Origin of the sequence: Methylosinus sp. KRF6 (genome assembly GCF_018887255.1) — a bacterium.
Classification (GTDB): domain Bacteria; phylum Pseudomonadota; class Alphaproteobacteria; order Rhizobiales; family Beijerinckiaceae; genus Methylosinus; species Methylosinus sporium.
The window spans coordinates 699,945-715,754 of sequence record NZ_JAHLJF010000001.1; the positions used below are offsets into that span (position 1 = coordinate 699,945).

18 protein-coding genes are annotated in these 15,810 nt (G+C 64.3%); 10 read left to right on the forward strand and 8 right to left on the reverse strand.

Annotated features, from left to right (window positions below):
• The first annotated feature begins 126 nt into the window (after positions 1–126).
• From KP010_RS03320 to KP010_RS03355, 8 genes are all read left to right on the forward strand, one after another.
• Positions 127–795: a hypothetical protein gene (locus KP010_RS03320; protein ID WP_142864779.1), complete on the forward strand. Its 669-nt coding sequence runs from the start codon at positions 127–129 to the stop codon at positions 793–795.
• Between the two features lie 325 nt (positions 796–1,120).
• Positions 1,121–2,203: a GSCFA domain-containing protein gene (locus KP010_RS03325; protein WP_256448882.1), complete on the forward strand. Its 1,083-nt coding sequence runs from the start codon at positions 1,121–1,123 to the stop codon at positions 2,201–2,203.
• Positions 2,200–2,988, forward strand: a complete 789-nt coding sequence (locus KP010_RS03330; RefSeq protein ID WP_142864778.1) for a hypothetical protein — start codon at positions 2,200–2,202, stop codon at positions 2,986–2,988. The genes KP010_RS03325 and KP010_RS03330 overlap by 4 nt, the downstream gene beginning before the upstream one ends.
• Positions 2,989–3,633: 645 nt before the next feature.
• Entirely contained in the window at positions 3,634–3,801 is a 168-nt protein-coding gene (gene rpmG / locus KP010_RS03335) for a 50S ribosomal protein L33 (RefSeq protein ID WP_108918013.1), read from the forward strand.
• A gap of 652 nt (positions 3,802–4,453) precedes the next feature.
• Complete coding sequence (locus KP010_RS03340) at positions 4,454–4,861, forward strand: hypothetical protein (protein ID WP_142864466.1); 408 nt, start codon at positions 4,454–4,456, stop codon at positions 4,859–4,861.
• Positions 4,858–5,604, forward strand: a complete 747-nt coding sequence (locus KP010_RS03345) for a 3-deoxy-manno-octulosonate cytidylyltransferase (RefSeq protein WP_142864465.1) — start codon at positions 4,858–4,860, stop codon at positions 5,602–5,604. The genes KP010_RS03340 and KP010_RS03345 overlap by 4 nt, the downstream gene beginning before the upstream one ends.
• On the forward strand, positions 5,601–6,470 hold the full coding sequence (locus KP010_RS03350) for a prephenate dehydratase (protein ID WP_142864464.1): 870 nt from the start codon (positions 5,601–5,603) through the stop codon (positions 6,468–6,470). The genes KP010_RS03345 and KP010_RS03350 overlap by 4 nt, the downstream gene beginning before the upstream one ends.
• A gap of 255 nt (positions 6,471–6,725) precedes the next feature.
• Positions 6,726–7,160, forward strand: coding sequence for an HIT family protein (locus KP010_RS03355; protein ID WP_142864463.1), 435 nt, complete (start codon positions 6,726–6,728; stop codon positions 7,158–7,160).
• Between the two features lie 12 nt (positions 7,161–7,172).
• Here KP010_RS03355 and KP010_RS03360 read toward each other — a convergent pair whose 3' ends face one another.
• From KP010_RS03360 to KP010_RS03395, 8 genes are all read right to left on the reverse strand, one after another.
• Entirely contained in the window at positions 7,173–7,484 is a 312-nt protein-coding gene (locus KP010_RS03360) for a DUF3175 domain-containing protein (RefSeq protein WP_142864462.1), read from the reverse strand.
• Complete coding sequence (locus KP010_RS03365; RefSeq protein ID WP_142864468.1) at positions 7,460–7,903, reverse strand: CBS domain-containing protein; 444 nt, start codon at positions 7,901–7,903, stop codon at positions 7,460–7,462. Before KP010_RS03365 ends, KP010_RS03360 begins: the two co-directional genes overlap by 25 nt.
• Before the next feature lie 58 nt (positions 7,904–7,961).
• A complete protein-coding gene (locus tag KP010_RS03370) occupies positions 7,962–9,227 on the reverse strand; it encodes an MgtC/SapB family protein (RefSeq protein ID WP_216280420.1) in 1,266 nt (421 codons plus the stop codon).
• 33 nt (positions 9,228–9,260) lie between these two features.
• Positions 9,261–10,151: a non-homologous end-joining DNA ligase gene (ligD, locus tag KP010_RS03375; protein ID WP_142864460.1), complete on the reverse strand. Its 891-nt coding sequence runs from the start codon at positions 10,149–10,151 to the stop codon at positions 9,261–9,263.
• A complete protein-coding gene (gene ligD, locus KP010_RS03380; RefSeq protein ID WP_142864459.1) occupies positions 10,148–11,899 on the reverse strand; it encodes a non-homologous end-joining DNA ligase in 1,752 nt (583 codons plus the stop codon). The genes ligD (KP010_RS03375) and ligD (KP010_RS03380) overlap by 4 nt, the downstream gene beginning before the upstream one ends.
• Positions 11,900–11,917: 18 nt before the next feature.
• Positions 11,918–12,823 carry a Ku protein gene (locus tag KP010_RS03385; protein ID WP_142864458.1) on the reverse strand — a complete coding sequence of 302 codons (906 nt, stop codon included), beginning with the start codon at positions 12,821–12,823 and terminating at the stop codon, positions 11,918–11,920.
• A 27-nt stretch (positions 12,824–12,850) separates the two neighbouring features.
• Positions 12,851–13,750 carry a YihY/virulence factor BrkB family protein gene (locus tag KP010_RS03390; protein ID WP_246659998.1) on the reverse strand — a complete coding sequence of 300 codons (900 nt, stop codon included), beginning with the start codon at positions 13,748–13,750 and terminating at the stop codon, positions 12,851–12,853.
• Between the two features lie 127 nt (positions 13,751–13,877).
• Positions 13,878–14,054 carry a DUF1328 domain-containing protein gene (locus KP010_RS03395; RefSeq protein WP_024880202.1) on the reverse strand — a complete coding sequence of 59 codons (177 nt, stop codon included), beginning with the start codon at positions 14,052–14,054 and terminating at the stop codon, positions 13,878–13,880.
• A gap of 77 nt (positions 14,055–14,131) precedes the next feature.
• On the opposite strand from KP010_RS03395, the gene KP010_RS03400 reads away from it, so the two are divergent.
• Positions 14,132–15,358, forward strand: coding sequence for an NADH-quinone oxidoreductase subunit D (locus KP010_RS03400; RefSeq protein WP_142864457.1), 1,227 nt, complete (start codon positions 14,132–14,134; stop codon positions 15,356–15,358).
• 16 nt (positions 15,359–15,374) lie between these two features.
• On the forward strand, positions 15,375–15,740 hold the full coding sequence (locus tag KP010_RS03405; protein WP_142864456.1) for a 4a-hydroxytetrahydrobiopterin dehydratase: 366 nt from the start codon (positions 15,375–15,377) through the stop codon (positions 15,738–15,740).
• Positions 15,741–15,810 lie beyond the last annotated feature (70 nt).

Here is a 15,810-nt window from a genome sequence, read left to right on the forward strand (position 1 = left end):
TCTCGCCACAGCCTTGGGCGCTTCAGCCCGTTAACCCGGATTCGGAGCCCTGCCCGTTTGACCACAACCCTTGACAAAATCCGGTCTCGGCTTAAGCTATACTATAAATTAAGAGGTGACGCCGACATGCAGGTTGCGATTTTCATGAGGGGACCATTTCGTCCCGACCTCGAAGGGGGTCTCGCTCGTGCGAGAGCGCTCGCGGACGAGGTCAGAACCAACGGAGGCAACCCCAGCTTGTTTTTCGCCACTTGGTCCACGCAAGACCGGGCGTTTCTGAGGACCCTGATGGAGCAGCCAGATGTCGTCCATTCGTTGATCATCGAGCCGCCTCCAGAAGAAATAATTCACGAAATCTGTGGTTTGGAGCAGCTTCCGAGTGGCAGGCCGGTGAGAAACATTTTCTATCAGTATTATCTATCGAAAATCGGTCTGCAGATCGTCGACAACATGGGCCGATTCGACTACGTCGTGCATTCGCGGCCAGACCTGAACGTGCGGTTTGGCGCATATTATCAGCAGTGGTTCGAGGCTGGCAGCTACACGACGATTCACCTCAAATATCCGTCTGGAGAAAGCTTCATCAATGATCAATTATCTGTCGCTACGCCTCGCGATATGCTTTCTGTGTGGGATTACGGAACACTAGAGAATCTCGGCGCTCTTATCCGAAACTCCGAAATCCCGGAAGATTCTCTCGATCGGATGGCGGCGAAGTCCGACATAAATTTACGCACCGCCCCACTCGAACTCTGGACGCTCGACTCTCGCCGCTTCGAAGTTGCGGGCATCTGATCAGGGTTCCGGCGACGACGCTAAAGTGAACCCGCCCGAGCGAACCTCGCTTCGGCGCAGGCGAGAGAGACGCTCGAAAAGCGGGAACCAAGATCCATCACCGCAGTTACTGCGCCGGCAAATCGTGAGGATTCATCAGAGGCTTCTCCGGCTGAGCAAAGGCGGCCGAGATGCGCGCCGCGCCGGGCGCTGCGGATGTGCGCGGGACGCAATTTCCCAACGGAGCGCAGAACCCCACGAAAAACAACGGCAGCGACACTTGACGTGATTCGGGCAGCCCAGTAGCTTACTGGCCTAACAAGATTAAGTTCGAGCGGAGAGTAAATTGCTGTCCCCCTATTCAGGACTCGAAGGCCGTTCTTTTTGGAAGACGGGCGTCGTCGAAAAGCATCCTCTCGAGTTGGAGGATATTTATATAAAGAAATTCGAGATCGGTCGAAGCGAACGGATCGCGACCGCCGGCAGCTGCTTTGCGCAACACATCGCAAATCGTATGCGAATCCGTGGGTTTCAGGTCCTCGACGCTGAACCGCCGCCACCCGGCCTCGACACGAAGGCGGCGCAGCAATTCGGCTTCGAGCTTTATTCCGCTCGTTACGGTAATGTGTATACGGTTCGCCAATTGCTGCAATTGATACAAGAATGCAGCGGCCTTCGCGCTCCTCTCGTCGGCGTTTGGGAGAAAGACGACCGCTTCTATGACGCGCTGCGTCCCTCGGTCGAGCCGGAGGGATTGTACACGCCGGAGGCGGTCGCGGCGCATCGAAGCCAACATCTCGAGCGCGTCCGATCGATGCTCGAACGAACCGATCTCCTCGTATTCACATTAGGACTGACCGAAGGCTGGATACATCGCGAGGACGGGACAGTCTATCCGACGGCTCCAGGCACGATCGTCGGCTCGTACGATCCTGCGTCTTACGCCTTCAAGAACTTCAACTATGAAGAAATTCTGCAGGATTTTCTCGAATTGCGAAGCCTGCTGAAGACGATCAAGAACGACATACGTTTCATTCTCACAGTGTCTCCGGTGCCGCTCACGGCGACGGCCAGCGGCGCCCATGTTCTGGCGGCGACCGTCTATTCCAAATCCGTCCTTCGCGCGGTCGCAGGCTATTTGGCCACATCCTTCCCAGACATAGACTATTTTCCCTCCTATGAAATTATCGCTGGCGCGCCGGCGCGTGGATTTTTCTACGAAAGCAACCTTCGATCGATTTCGGCTGCCGGAGTCGATGTGGTGATGCGCGCTTTCTTTCGTCAGCACGGCGGCGTGGATGTGAATTCGGCGGACGCGCCGAAGACATCCAACGATGATATGCGCAGCGCGCTCTCGGGCGTCGACAAGATAAACGCTCTACAAGAAGCGTTTTGCGATGACGTTCTTCTGGAGGCTTTTGCGCCGTGACCAAATTCTGCCTCATCGGAGATTCTCACCTCGGAGCTCTCGGAGCAGGGATTGCAGCGATCGACATCTCGGCGCCCGATTACGAGACGACTTTTTTTTCGATGCACGCCCGCAATTTCCCCGCCCTGCAGATGAAGGGCCGCGAGCTCGAAGGCGCAACCGACGAGCTACGGCGCGAGTTTGCGGCGTTCAGCGGCGGACGAGAGTCGATCGAGCTCGACCTATACGACGCGTTCGTGATCGTTGGACAAGGCCTGAGCATCGGCCATCTGGTGGACCTCTATCGAGACTATTGCTGCGACTCCATGCCCGGTCCGCAGCGCGGACGATATCTCCTGTCCGACGCCTGCTACATCAGCGCCAGCGAACGCATCATTGGAAGCGTCAACGCGATGAAAATCGGACGCCTCATTCGATCCGTCACCGATAAGCCGATCACTTTCGTAGCGGCTCCCAACCCCGGCTCTGGAGTCCCGGAAAGCGAGATGCCGCCAGAATTCCCGCCTTTTTACACGGCCGTCGAATGCGGCGACGCCGAATCGATCGCGATGATATTCCGCGCGGTCTGCGCGCGTATCGCCAAAGCCAAGGACGTGAGAATTATTCCACCGATCGACGAGGCGGCGGAAAACGGACTGTTCAATCGTCAGGAATTCAGCCTGCTCGCGGAGCGAGATGCTGAAGGCGCCCCTCTCTCCGATCGAATCGGAGCCATGGTCCACGGCAATGGTCGCTACGGCGCCATGCTCGCTCGTGTCGTCTTCGACCGAGAAGCGCCGCTCTGACCGACGAGGCGCGGCGCATCGAATATGGATCGATCAGAGTTCGTCGTCCCACTCGCGCAGCCGCAGGACAGCGCCTGCCTGAGGCGCTGGCGTGCGGGCGGCGGCTGTCCGGCACGGTGACCCGTCATTCCGAAAGCCATCCGAAGCGCCCGTCAATGAAGAATATGTGATGGACGCCCTGTCCGAACAAGCGCGCCGGACCGACGCCGACTCGGCCCCGCACAGTTTCGACGAACACCATCCGATTATCGTCCGACTCGGCGCAATGCATATAGAAACCTACGCCATGCTCGTCGGTCTCTCCAGCGGCGGTCGTCGAACAGCAGCGACTCGCCCAAAGAAGCGCGGGAACGGCGCAGGCGGGGCCGTCGCATCGGTTCCCGACAAGCGCGTCGAAAGTTCGGAAGAGCTGGTCCAGCGCTTCAGTCGAAATCGAAATATCGGGCATTTGCGTCTCCGACGCCGAAATTATCGCCGAATATAGACCGAAATGGCCCATTACGAGCGAATTTAGCGAGATCGCGCGCCGCCGCCCGCCTTGACAAAGGCGCCCGCGTCCTTATGGTGCCGGCCAATTCGCCGCCGGGTTCGTGAGGATCGGGACCGGAGCGAGAGTGTCCCCTCACAAGTTCAGGACTGACGGCAATGGCCAAATCCGCCATGATCAAGATCAAGCTTCTGTCGACGGCCGACACGGGCTCCTTCTATGTGACGAAGAAGAACGCCCGCACCAAGACCGAGAAGCTCGTGTTCAAGAAATACGATCCCGTCGTGCGCAAGCATGTCGAGTTCAAGGAAACCAAGATCAAGTAAGGCGAGGCGGGCCAGCCCGCCTCTTCCGCCGCCGACGGCGCCGCTATCGCGGCTTCGAAGCTCGAAGACGCCCGAAGCTCTAAGTGATACTGAAACGAAACGAGCCCGGAAGCGGATTTCTCCGTTCCGGGCTCGTTTCGTTTCAGGCGGAGAGAAGATTGTTCCTCGATCGTCACGCCCACCGGCTGCGGCCGCCTTCGTTTCTCCCGAAACGAAGGCGGCCGACTGGCGCTGGCTTTAAGGAGGCCACTCCAACCAACGCCAGCCGGCCAACCCCACGGACCCAGGAGATGCGGCGGACCTGAGCACTCCGCAGGGTATTCGAAGTTGTCTGCCGATACGCATCCAACGCAAAAGCACGCCTTGGGTTCTTATTCTTCTTTGCCCCCCGACGCTGCCTGACGCGCATCACGTTTTGGCATGGCTGAGGTTAGCTCAGCTGCATAAAAATGCAACCATCTGGCAAAATTTTCTACAACTTTCCAGATACTAAGTCAAAAACAGTGGCTTGTGATGACGCCTCCGCGGCAGTGAGCGCGCTCTGCGGGCGCTTGTCCACGACGCCTTTGCTCGGGACCGAGCTTTGTGGCAAACCCAGCCGGCCGGGGGCCGCCGATCGGGTTTGGCCGTCAGCGGCGTGGGAGGAAAATCGATGAAGTTTCGTGGTCTCGGATTGGCGCTCATCGGCGCGGTGGCGCTGGCGCTCGCCGCCTGCAGCGGCGGCCGCGAGCCCAATGACGCCGTCGGCGCCAAAGTGCTGCGCAATCTGCTTTCCAAGCAAGGCGTCAATGGCAAGCTGATCTCCTTCAAGAAAATCGACGGCCGCGCGCTGAAAACGCCGAACGCCGAGGCCTATGAGTTCTTGTACGAGGCCGAGGTGCAGTTCCCGGAGGCCTATGAGGCCGAATGCGCGAATGAGCGCGCACGCGGACGCTGCGCCTATCTCGGTCTCGCGCAAAGCCAGAGCTTCCAGAAGGGCGAAGTGCTGAAAGCCGAGGGCACGCTGCATTTCGTGCGATCCGACAAGGGCTGGGTCGGCGAAGACCAGATCGCCTATTGAGCCGCCCACTCGTCGTGATCCCCGCCCGAATGGGCTCCTCGCGCCTTCCCGGCAAGGCGCTGGCGCCCATAGCGGGGCGGCCGATGATCCTGCATGTGCTGGAAAAGGCCCTCGCCGCCGCGATCGGCCCGGTCGCGGTGGCGACCGATTCTCCCGAGATCGCGGCGATCGTCGCAGCGGCCGGCGGGCGCGTGGCGATGACGAGCGGCGATCACGCCTGCGGCAGCGACCGCGTCGGCGAGGCGGTCGCCGGCCTCGATCCCGCCGGCGAGCATGACATCATCGTCAATCTTCAGGGCGACCAGCCGGACATCGCCCCGGATACGCTGGCGACCGCGCTGGAGCCGCTCGCGGACCCTGATGTGGATATCGCGACGCTCGCCGCGCCGGCCGCGCCGGGCGAGCGCGACGACCCCAATTCCGTCAAGCTAATCGGCGCCGAGATCGCGCCGCGTCGGATGCGGGCGCTCTATTTCACCCGCGCTCCGGCGCCATTCGGCGAGGGGCCGGATTACCATCATATCGGCGTCTACGCCTTTCGCCGCACGGCTTTGGCGCGCTTCGCTTCCCTACCGCCCTCCGCGCTCGAGCTTCGCGAGCGGCTGGAGCAGCTGCGCGCGCTCGAGGCCGGAATGCGCATCGACGCCATGATTCTGGACAAAGCCGCCCGCGGGGTGGATACCAGCGCCGACCTTCAACGCCTGCGCGAGGCGCGGGACAAAGACGAACGGAGCCGTCGATGAGCGAGCGGCCGAAAATCGCCTATCAGGGCGAGCCCGGCGCCAATTCCGACATCGCCTGCCGGGACGCCTATCCCGATTACGAGCCCCTGCCCTGCGCCAGCTTCGAGGACGCTTTCGCGGCAGTGACCGAAGGCGTCGCGGCGCTGGGCATGATCCCGATCGAGAATTCGATCGCCGGCCGCGTGGCGGATATTCATCATTTCCTGCCCAACGCCGGGCTCTACATCATCGGCGAATATTTTCTGCCGATCCATTTTCAGCTGATGGCGCCGCGCGGCGCGACGCGCGAGACGTTGCGCGGCGTCTACAGCCATGTGCACGCGCTCGGCCAGTGCCGCAAGATCATCCGCGCGCTCGGCCTCACCGCCCATACGGCCGGCGACACCGCCGGCGCCGCGCGGGAAGTCGCCGAGTGGAACGACACGAGCAAAGCCGCCCTCGCGCCGCGCCTCGCAGCGGACATATATGGTCTCGACATTCTCGCCGAGAATGTCGAGGACGCCGCGCATAACACGACGCGCTTCGTCGTGCTGTCGAAGACGTCGAGATGGGCGGCGGCGGGCAATGGCCCGACGATGACGAGCTTCGTCTTCCGCGTGCGCAACGTGCCGGCGGCGCTCTACAAGGCGCTCGGCGGCTTCGCCACCAATGGCGTGAACATGACCAAGCTCGAGAGCTATATGGTCGACGGCGAATTCGCGGCGACGCGTTTCCTCGCCGATGTCGACGGCCATCCAGACGAGCCGCCGCTCGCCCGCGCGCTCGACGAATTGCGCTTCTTCTCCAAGGAGCTGGAGATCATCGGCGTCTATCCGGCGCATCGCTTCCGCCAGGAGAACAAGCGTAGCTTCGAATATGGCGATTAGTTTCGGACGCACGATCGACGGCGCGCATCACCCTCCCCTTCAGGGGAGAGGGTCGGCCGGCGAATAGCCCGGCGCTTGCGACGGGCGTTCTTTATAGAACGCCCTATGGCCGGACGGGGTCCGAGATTCGGGAAGTCCCCCTCCCGAGCGCATTCGGCGCTCGACCTCACCCTGGAGGGGGGAGGTGGAAACGCGATCTTTCATACGTCTCTGTCGTTCCGCCCGATTTCGCTGGTTTCAGACGGGAGAAGCCCCATGGCCGCAGCCTATGACAATGACAATGTTTTCGCCAAAATCCTGCGCGGGGAGATTCCGGCGCATAAGGTCTATGAGGACGATGTGGCGCTGGCGATCATGGACATCATGCCGCGCGCCGAGGGCCATGTGCTGGTGATCCCCAAGGTTCCGGCGCGCAATCTCCTGGACATCGACCCGGCCGCGCTCGCGGCGCTCATTTCCCGCGTGCAGCATGTCGCCAAGGCGGCCAAGGACGCCTTCGGCGCCGAGGGCCTCACCCTGCAGCAGTTCAATGAGAGCGCCGGCGGACAGGTGATCTTTCACCTCCATTTCCACATTCTGCCGCGCTTCGAGGGCGTCGCGCTGCGGCCGCCGGGAACCATGGCCGATGGCGAGAAGCTGAAGGCGCAGGCGGAGAAGATCAGAGCCGCGCTCGGCCCGTTTGCGGGCTGAGCGTCGCCCGCTTCAAGCGCGCCCGAATATTTTCCGCAGCTCTGTCTTGGCCCTCTCTAAAATGCGGCGGCGCTCCGCCGGCAGACCGCGTCCGGCGCGATTGATGTAGAAGGTCAACATGGACATTGCAGAGCGGAAGGGCGCGCTCTTGCGGCGATCGCTCTTTTCCGCCGAGCGCCTCAGCGAGCGCGCTATGGCGCGGGGATCGTCCTGCGTGAAGACGTCGGGCTCGAGGTCCAGCGCATTGCTCTTGCGCCCGACCTCGGCCGACCAATAGGCGGATTTGCTTTTCTCGCCGCTCAGGCGGCGCGCGCGCTCTGGCAATGGTGACCGCCGGGCTGGGAAACGCCGCGTAATGTCGCGCCGCTGAGGCCGGCGTCGCGATCCATCACGAGATCGGCGAGCGAGACGATGCCGACGAGGCGCTTGCCGCGATCGAGCACGGGCAGCCGACGCAGCTGCTGCTCGGCCATGTTCTGCGCGACATCCTCGACGTCGTGATCCTCATAGCAATAGCGAACGTCTCTGGTCATGACGTCGCGAATCTTCGTCTCCGCGCCCTTGCCGGCCGCGATGGCGCGTAAGGCGATGTCGCGATCGCTGATCATGCCGACGAGACGATCGTTCTCGCCGACCGGCAACAGGCCGATGTCGAGATCGGCCATGCGTTTGGCCGCGTCGCAGATCGTCTGCTCGGGCTCGACGAGACAGACCTCGCGCGTCATGATGTCCTTGATCTTCATCATTCGACTCCGTGTTTGCCTTGGAAAACTTGCGGGGCCGGCGAAGGTTCCGCGCCTTTCAGCGCGCGAGCAGCGCGACCGCGAGGCCGCCGGCGAGCGCGAGCGCGGAAGCTGCGGCGACACGAAAGCCGAGGCCGGCGCCGCCGATCCACCATGTCAGCGCCGCCTTGGAGAGCGTGTTGACGGCGACCGCGAGGCCGATCGACGCCGCAGCGACATCGAGCGTGAGCGTCGCGCGATCGAGCCGCGCGACGGACAAAGTTATGGCGTCGACGTCGACGACGCCTGAGATCGCCGCGACCGCGAGCGCGCCCGCCTCGCCCGCCATTCGGGTCGCGAGACGCGCCACGATCGCGACCACGGTGAGGAGCGCACCGAATTGAAGCACGACGCCGAGATCGAGAGGGTTCTTCGACGCATGACTCACATCGGTCGAAGAGGCGACCGCGCGGCGCATGAACAAAAGCGCGAAGGCGAGCATGACGGCGCCGCCTGCCGCGAAGGGCGCCGCGAGAACGCCGAGGAGCTCGATATCGATCAGCGCGACAACGGCGAGCACGCGGAACGCCATTGTGGCGTTGGCGAATAACGCGCCGGCGGCGAAGAGCGGCGCGCCTTCGCTCTGCTCGCGCGCGAGGCGCGCCATCGTCATCGTCGCGGCGGTGGAGGAGACGAGGCCGCCGGCAATTCCGGTCAGCGCCACGCCGCCGACGCCGCCCGCCGCCTTCATGGCCACATAGCCGAGGAAGTTGATGACCGCTATCAGCACGGTCAGCAGCCAGATCTCGTGCGGATTGACCGTCTTCCACGGATCGACGGCGCGGTCCGGCAGCAGCGGCAGCAGAATGACCGTCATGGCGGCGAGCGTCAGGCCGGAGCGCAGCTCCTCCCAGCTCAGGCGCCGCAGCCAGCCATGGCTCGCGGATTTCAGCGCCAGCAATCCCGCAGTGGCGACGCCCGCCGCGGCCGCGGCCTCGACATCGCCGACGACGGCGAAAGCGCCGAGCGCGAAAGCCAGCATAGCGGCGACCACTGTGGTCGCGCCGAAGGTCTCGTCATGGACGATCTCGCGATAGCGAAACAGGACGATCGCGCCGGCGAACGCCACGAAGGCGAGGCCGAGCGACACCGCGCCGCCTATGCCGGTCTGATTGCAGATGGCGCCCCAGACGGCGCCGAGGAGGGCCGCCAGCGCATGGGTACGAAAGCCCGCGGCGCGCTCGCCCTCCTCGTCCTCGCGCGCCTGCCAGCCGCGCTCGAGGCCGATCAAAAGGCCGATCGCCAGCGCCACCGTCAGGCGGCGGAACAATTCGGTCGTCTCCATGCGCCGGCCTTCCCGAAAAGCGGAACTTCACGATTATACTCGCGCTCCGGCGAACATGCGCAGCGCCGCCGGCGAGACGCCTTGTCGCAGCTCGAAATAACCGGCCCAAGGATCGGCGCGCAGCGCCGCGAGGCGGCGCTCGACCTTGTCGAGGCAATAGAAGTCGGCGCGCTCTATGCGGCCGAGCTCGTCCCAGGAGACGGGCGTCGCCACAGAAGGCGTCTCCCGCGCGCGCGGCGAGAAAGGCGCCACCGCGCTCGCGCCGCGATCATTGCGCCGATAATCGATGTAGATGCGGCCATGGCGCCGCGCCTTGGTCGCCATTGCGGTGAAGCGGGCCGGATCATCCGCGGCGAGACGGCCGGCGACGCCTCTGGCGAAAGCCGTGAAGGTCGGCCAGTCGAGCGCGTCATCCAGCGGCGCGACGACATGCAGCCCCTTGCCGCCGGTGAGCAGCGCGAAGCTCGCGAGCCCTGCCGCCTTCAGCAGAGCGCGGAAATCGCGCGCGGCGCTCTTCACCTCCTCGAATGTGACGGATGAGTCGGGATCGAGATCGAAGACGAGACGATCGGGACGTTCCAGCGCATCGAAGCGCACGCCCCAAATATGTAGCTCCAGCGCATCCATCTGCGCCGCGCCTTCGAGGCCGGAGAGATCGTCGAGGAAGAGGAATTCTTCCCATTCGCCATCGCTCCCGGCGATGGGCGCGGCTTTGAGTCCCGCGGGCAGGCCGCGCCGATGATGGCGCTGGAAGAAGCAGCCATGCGCCGCGCCATTGGGACAGCGCAGCAGCGACAGCGGCCGCCCGGCGATATGCGGCAGAGCGAAAGGCGCGACCCGGCGCCAATAATCGACCAGCCTCTGCTTGGTGACATGCAGAGCGGCCGGGTAGAGCGGCTTGTCCGGGTTGGTGAGGCGGATCATCGCTGGCCTCGCTTCGGCTCGCGAGGCGTTGGGATGGAGGCTCCCTCATCCTGAGGAGCGGCCGCAGGCCGCGTCTCGAAGGACGAGGGAGCCTTCATGCGCTGGCTGCTGGATCTCGCCCTCGTGCTTCGAGACGGTCGCTTCGCGACCTCCTCAGCATGAGGGCGAGGATTGCAGGACGTTGGAGAACTCACCTCACTCGCCAGCTTGTCCTCGCGCAGGCCGATGAAGGTCGGATGACGCAGCACTCCCTCCTTGGTGCGCTCCGTATAATCGATCTCGACGACGAGCCGCGGCGCCACATAGCGCGCATGACGCGCGATTTCCGCCGGAACGGCGGCGAAAGGCGAGGTCTTGCGCGCATGCGCCCGCAGAGCGGCGCCGATCTGCGCGAGATCGCGATCGGAAAAGCCGGCGCCGACGCGGCCGCGATAGCGCAATTCGCCATCGACGAATTCGCCGAGCAGCAGAGAGGCGAAGTCGCGGCCCTTCTTCGTCGAAGGACGATAGCCGCCGACGACGAACTCATCGCGGCCGAGACATTTGACCTTTATCCAGGCGCGCGTGCGCCGCGAGAGATAGGGCCGATCGACGCGCTTGGAGACGACGCCCTCGAGCCCCATGCGTCGGCATTCCGCGAGAAAACGCGCGCCGGCGCCGATCACATGGCCGCTGTAACGTATCGCCGCCGGCGGCTCGGCGAGCAGCGCGGCGAGACGATTCTTGCGCTCGAGCAAAGGCTCATTGGAAACATCCTCGCCATCGAGCTCCAGCAGATCGAAGGCGTAGAAGACGAGCGCGCGCGGGCGCTTCTCCAGCATCTTCTGCAGCAGGCCGAAATCGCTGCGGCCGCTCACCTCCAGCGCGACGATCTCGCCGTCTATGAGCGCGCTTCTCATCGGCAATTGCGCGGCGGCTTCGGCGATGCCCGAAAATTTCGCCGTCCAATCGAGGCCGGAGCGCGTGTAGACGCGGCACGCGCCGCCCGCCGTCGCGATGAGCGCGCGATAGCCGTCGAATTTGATCTCATGCAGCCAGTCCTCGCCCGCGGGCGGCTGGGCGGCCGGGGTCGCGAGCTGCGGCGCGCGAAATTTCGGCAAGCGCGGCGCATGGGTTTCGCCATCGGCGATCTCCGCGAAGCTACGGCCCGTCGTGACGCTGCGCGTCCATTCGCGCGTCGGATCGAGATCGGCGTCGGCCTGCCCATCCTTCATTTTGACGAGCAGCCAATTTTCTTTGGGCTCTTTTGCGCGGCGCGGCATGCGCACCAGCGCGAAGCCGCCTTTCAGTCGCTCGCCTTCCAGCGTGAGCTCGAGACGTCCGTCGGCGAGGCCGCGATGTGGATCGCCCTTGGCCGTCCAACGGCCGCGGTCCCACAGCATCACCTCGCCGCCGCCATATTCGCCTTTGGGGATGGTTCCCTCGAAGCTCCCATAATCGAGCGGATGATCCTCCGTGCGCACGGCGAGACGCTTCTCGCTCGGGTCGAGGCTGGGGCCGCGCGTGACGGCCCAGCTCTTCAGCACGCCGTCCAGCTCGAGGCGCAGATCGTAATGCAGCCGGCGCGCGCGATGCTTCTGCACGACATAGGCGCCCTGCCCTTGCGCCCGTGCGGCGCCTTCCGGCTCGGCCGTGCGGTGAAAATCGCGCTTGGCGCGATAGGCGACGAGCCGCTCGTCCTTCGCTGCGAGCGGCCTCGCGCGGGGAGAAGCGCGATGAGCCGATGACGAGCGCGCGGATGGACCCAATTTGCGCTCCTCTCGCGGTCACGCGCGCTTCTTGACCGGCCCCGTCTTCGCCGCAGCCTTGGCTGACGCCGTCTTCGCCGGACTCGCCTTTTTCGCCGGCTCGGCGGCGCGCGCCTTGCCGTGTACGGGTTGCGGCGCGCTCTCGCCGACGCTGCGCTTCAGCGCCTCGATGAGATCGATCACCTTGCCGGGGCCGCGACGCTCCTCCTCGCCAGTGGTGACGATCGCCTGGCCTTCGCGCTTGCGCTCGACGAGATCGCGCAACGCTTCGGCGTAGGAATCCTTGAACGCCTTGGGATCGAAAGGCGCGCTCTTGCGCTCGATCAGCTCGGACGCCAGCGCCACCATCTCGGCGTCGCTGTCGCCTTCGCCGATCTCGGCGAAATAAGGCTCATAGGAGCGGAGCTCATTGGCGTAGCGCAAGGTCTCGACGAGCAGCCCCTTGCCGAGCGGCGTCACCGCGACAATGCTCTCGCGCCCGCGCATGGTGAGCCGGCCGATGCCGATCTTGCCGGCGCGGCGCAGCGCCTCGCGGATCACCGCATAGCCTTCGGTCGAGACATCGCCCTCCGGGGCGAGATAATAGGGCCGGTCGAAATAGCGCGGATCGATCTCCTCGCGCCCGACGAATTGCACCAGCTCGATCGCTTTGCCGCTGTCGAGCTTGATCTCGTCGAGCTCGTCCGGCTCCAGCACGACATAGGAATCGTCGCCGATCTCGAAGCCTTTGACGATATCGGCGGAGTCGATCGGGCCGACGCCGGGCACGACCTTCTCATAGCGCACGCGCTTGCCCGAGGGCTTGTGGATCTGATGCAGCGTCGTCGCCTGGGCGCTCGACGTCGCCGCATAGAGCTCGACGCCGATGGAGACGAGCGAAAGCCGCAGATAGCCTTGCCAATAAGCGCGCGCGCGTGGAGCCATGAGGTGAGACCCTTGTTGTTTCGCGCTTTATCTAGCGCCGCGGCGCGCGCGGACGATGGCGGCGTTTAGCTCGCCGCCATAGATGAAGATGACGCCCGAGAAATAGAGGAAGACGAGCGCGATCATCGCCGAGGCGAGGCCCGCATAGGTCAGCGCATAGCGCTCCGAGAAGGCGGCGAGATAGCGGCCGAAGGCGGCGCCGGCGACGAGCCACAGCAGCAGCGTCGCCAGCACGCCGGGGAGTATGTCGAGAAAGCGCCGCCGCCCCGCCGGCAGCCAGGCGTGAACGGACAGCAGCGTCAGCGCCAAAATCAAAGTGGCCACGCCATAGCGCGCGAGCGTCACCATCGTCTCGAAAGGCGCGAACCAGTCGAAATAGCGCGCAGCGGCGTCAGTGATGAGCGGGCCGAGCACGACCAGCACCGAGAGCGCCAGCAGCGCCGCCGCGCTGCCGATCACATAGAAGATCGACTCGAGCCGCAGCAGCCACCAGCTGCGCGATTCCGGTGTTTCATAGGCGCGATTGAGGCCGATGCGCAGGCTCTCGAGCCCGCTGGAGGCGAAATAGACGGCAAAGAGCGCGCCGAAGGTGAGATTGCCGGCCTGCGGCTCCGTCGCGACGCGCCGGATCTCTCGCGCGATCGGCTCGGCCACCTCCGGCGGCCAGGCGTCGAGCAGCAGGCGGCCCGCCTCGTCCGCGAGGCTCTTCGAGCCGAGCAGGCCGGCGAAGGCCGTGACCACGATGAGAAAGGGAAACAGCGACATCAATGTCGAGAGCGCGATATGGCTCGCTATGGCGAAGCCGTCGCGATCGACGAAATGCAGGAAAGCGTCCAGCGGAATGCGTAGCGGCGCGGGCAATCGTTCCGCCCATGGCGCGAGCGACCCGAGAGCGCGCCGGAAGACTGCTTTGTCGACCTCGTCCAATCTCGGCTCCCACGCTCGCCGGCAAGCGATAGTCGAGCATATAGAGCCATAGGACGTCGGCAACTTTCGTCATCCGGCGACGTTGAAGAGAAGCGGCGGCGACGCTCCGGCGCCGTCGCCGGCTGCCTCAGACGCCGCGCCGCAGCACGCCGCCGACGAGGGCGATGATGAAGAGCACCACCGCCACCCAGAACAATATGCGCGCGGCGTCGATCGCCGTGCCGGCGACGCCGCCGAAGCCGAAGAAGGCCGCAATCAGCGCGACCACGAGAAAGACGACGGCCCAGCGCAGAAGATCGCTCATCTCTGTCTCCTCCCATAGAGGATGGATGAGGGATAACGTCGGCGCGCCCAACGGGTTTCGCGCGAGAGGAGGCGGAAATGAGCTTGGGGACCAGAGCGGGAACGGGCGCGCTCCCGCGCGCCGACGGCGAGCGTAGCTTCACCATCAATTTCGGCCCTGTGCATCCGGCCGCGCATGGCGTGCTGCGCCTGGTGCTGGAGCTCGACGGAGAGGTCGTCTCCCATGTCGACCCGCATGTCGGCTTCCTGCATCGCGGCACGGAGAAGCTCATCGAGGACAAGAGCTATCTGCAGGCCCTGCCCTATTTCGACAGGCTCGATTATGTCGCGCCGATCAATCAGGAGCACGCCTTCTGCCTCGCCGCGGAACGGCTGCTCGGCCTCGCGGTTCCCAGACGCGCGCAGCTCATTCGCGTGCTCTATTGCGAGATCGGGCGGCTGCTCTCGCATCTGCTCAACATCACCACGCAGGCCTCCGATTGCGGCGCGCTGACGCCCAATCTCTGGGGCTTCGAGGAGCGCGAGAAGCTGATGGTCTTCTATGAGCGCGCCTCCGGCGCGCGGATGCACGCCTGCTATTTTCGCATCGGCGGCGTGCATCAGGACCTGCCCGCAGCTCTGCTCGACGATATAGAGGCCTTTTGCGATCCATTCCTGAAAGTCTGCGACGATCTCGAAGGATTGCTCACCGATAATCGCGTCTTCAAGCAACGCAACGCCGACATCGCCGCCGTGTCGCTGGAGGAGGCTTGGGGCCTCGGCTTCTCCGGCGTGTTTGTGCGGGCCTGCGGCGCGCAATGGGATTTGCGCAAGGCGCAGCCCTACGAATGCTACGAGGAGCTGGATTTCGACATTCCCGTCGGGCGTCACGGCGATTGCTACGACCGCTATTGCGTGCGCATGGCCGAGATGCGCCAATCGACGTATCTGATGCGCCAATGCGTCGCTTTGCTGCGCAGGCCGGAAGGCCGCACGCCGATCGCCGTCGACGACCATAAGGTGACGCCCCCCAAACGCAGCGTGATGAAACGCTCGATGGAGGCGACGATCGAGCATTTCAAGCTGTTCAGCGAAGGGATTCACGTTCCGGCCGGCGAGGTCTACGCCGCCGTGGAGGCGCCCAAGGGCGAGTTCGGCGTCTATCTCGTCGCCGACGGATCGAATCGTCCCTATCGCTGCAAGATCCGCGCGCCCTCCTTCGCCCATCTGGCGGCGGCCGACCGGCTCTCGAGCGGCCATATGCTGGCCGATGTCGCAGCCATCGTCGGCTCGATGGATATCGTCTTCGGAGAGATCGACCGCTGAAAAAGGAGAAGCCGACATGCCGACGACGCTCGCGGAAAAGACCTGCACGCCCTGCCGCGGCGGCGTTCCGCCGCTCGACCGCGCAAAGGCCGAGGCGCTGCTCGCCGAAGCGCCCGATTGGTCGCTGATGGACGACGCGCGACGCATAGAACGCGGCTTTCGCTTCGGCAATTTCCGCGAGGCGGCGGAATTCGTGCGCCAGATCGGCGAATTGGCCGAGGCGGAAGGCCATCACCCGGACATCGCCTTCGGCTGGGGCTATGCGACCGTCTCGCTGCAAACGAAGAAAATCCGCGGCCTGCACGAGAACGACGTCATAATGGCGACGAAGATCGACAGCATCTTCTCGCGCTGGCGAGGCCTGCCTGCAGGGCGCATGTGAGGCCGACCCGTCCCTTCAGGGCTCCGAATCCGGGTTAACGGGCTGAAGCGCCCAAGGCTGTGGCGAGATA